Source organism: Kitasatospora sp. NPDC058406, from assembly GCF_042722765.1.
Classification (GTDB): Bacteria; Actinomycetota; Actinomycetes; order Streptomycetales; family Streptomycetaceae; genus Kitasatospora.
Genome location: NZ_JBHXKE010000494.1, coordinates 1 through 1,669, shown reverse-complemented (window position 1 = coordinate 1,669; position 1,669 = coordinate 1). Strand labels below are relative to the sequence as shown.

1 protein-coding gene is annotated in these 1,669 nt (G+C 67.8%); it reads right to left on the bottom strand.

Translation table 11 applies throughout. The annotated features are described in order from the left end of the window. Nucleotides 1-28: 28 nt before the first annotated feature. On the bottom strand, nucleotides 29-1,282 hold the full coding sequence (locus tag ACFWOG_RS40805) for an IS110 family transposase (protein ID WP_380364810.1): 1,254 nt from the start codon (nucleotides 1,280-1,282) through the stop codon (nucleotides 29-31). Nucleotides 1,283-1,669: the final 387 nt, after the last annotated feature.

Sequence of the window (1,669 nt, the reverse complement as noted above, 5' to 3'; positions counted from 1 at the left end):
CCGGAAGACATCTCGCGTGCTTAACAAGTCAAGCCGCCTCGGCAAGAGCCGCTGAGAGAGAGGAGGTGAATGCATGCTGTTCGTCGAAGAGCTGCCTGGTATGGAGACAGTGGTAGAGCTGGCCGATCATTCGGTTGAGGAGGTGGCGCTGGGCGCTGGCGTGCCAGTCTCCGTGCTCGCGTCGACGTTTGTAGTGGGCGTGAGCTCCTGGCGAGGCCTTCAAGGCGGAGAACGCCCAGAGGAAGCCCGCGGCGATGAGGCGGTTGTTCTTGATACTGCGGCGTCCGACGTACAGCTTCTTGCCCGAGGCCCTGGTGACCGGCGCAGAGCCGGCGTACGCCTTCAGCGAGCGGGCGTCGGCGAAGCGGTTGGGGTCGTCCCCTATCTCGGCGAGAACCCGCGCCGCGAGCTGGCCCCCAAGACCCGGGAAGCTCAGGAGTATCTCGGCGTCAGGGTGCTCGCGAAAACTGGCATCGACCGCCTCGGCGAGGTCCTCGGCCGCGAGACAGGACGCGTCGAGCTGGCGTATCAGGGCCAGGAGTTGGCGGCCCATGGCGGCCTCGACAGCAGGCGGCTGGGTGGCGCGGTCACGGCGGAAGATTTCGCGCAGGCGCTCGGCCTCGGCGTCGATACCTCGCTGGCGACCCGCACGCTTGAGGGCGGACCGCAGCTGGGCAAGGCTCAGCCCCGCTGCTCTGGTCGGGGTCGGGGCGGAGGTGAGGACGGCCCGTGCATCCGCGCGGGCGAGGCCGAACTGCTTGGCCTGGAAAGCCTCCAGAGCGCCCGGGAAGTACTCGCGCAGCAGCGAGCGGACCTGATTGACGAGCTGCTGCTTGTTCCAGACCGCGTCCTGCTGGGCGCGGGCAAGGACCGCGATGGCCTGGGCGAGCTCGCTGTCAGCCGGCAGTGGCCGGTGGGCGTACATGTCGGTGCGCAGGATGTTCGCCAGTACCAGTGCGTCGCCGGGGTCGGACTTCTTTCGGCTGACGCTGTGGCGGTCGCGGTATCGGGCGGCGGCGAGCGGGTTGATCGAGAACACCTGCCGCTTCCCGGTCCGGATCGCGGAGACCAGCAGCCCTCGGCTGGTCTCGATCGCCACCGGTATCGGCTGCTCGGGGCTGTCGCCGCACTCGGCGAGCAGGTCCAGCAGGATCCGGTAGCCAGCCGCGTCATCGCTGATCCGGCGCCGGGCCAGCAGAGTGCCCTTGTCGTCGACCAAGGCGATGTCGTGATGCGCCTCCGCCCAGTCGATCCCGCAGAAGACGTTCAATCCGTACTCCATTCATCGGGTGTTCGCGCAGGTGGGAAGCCTGTGCGGGCCACGCGGCGACCTAATCCCAGGACTCGTTGGTCCGCCATCTCGCCAGCCGTTCGTGGCACCAGCGGACCGCAGGGGCCTCTGTCTCGTAGAGAGCTCCGGGCTCGGGACGAAGGAAGAGGTCACCCTGCGGCGGGCTCGCACCAAGACGATCAACGAACACAAGTTCCGAATGGGCATCGCAGCGGTCCGAGAGCGCCGGCTGTCGCCGGTCTTCCGGAAGGCCTCACGGGGCCAGGACACGCAGAGGGATCAGCCGGCGCCCACGGACCGCAACGAACTCATCCAACAGTCAGACCAGCCACCCGAACCCGGGCCCGGCTAGAACCCCTACACACGGATTAGGACACG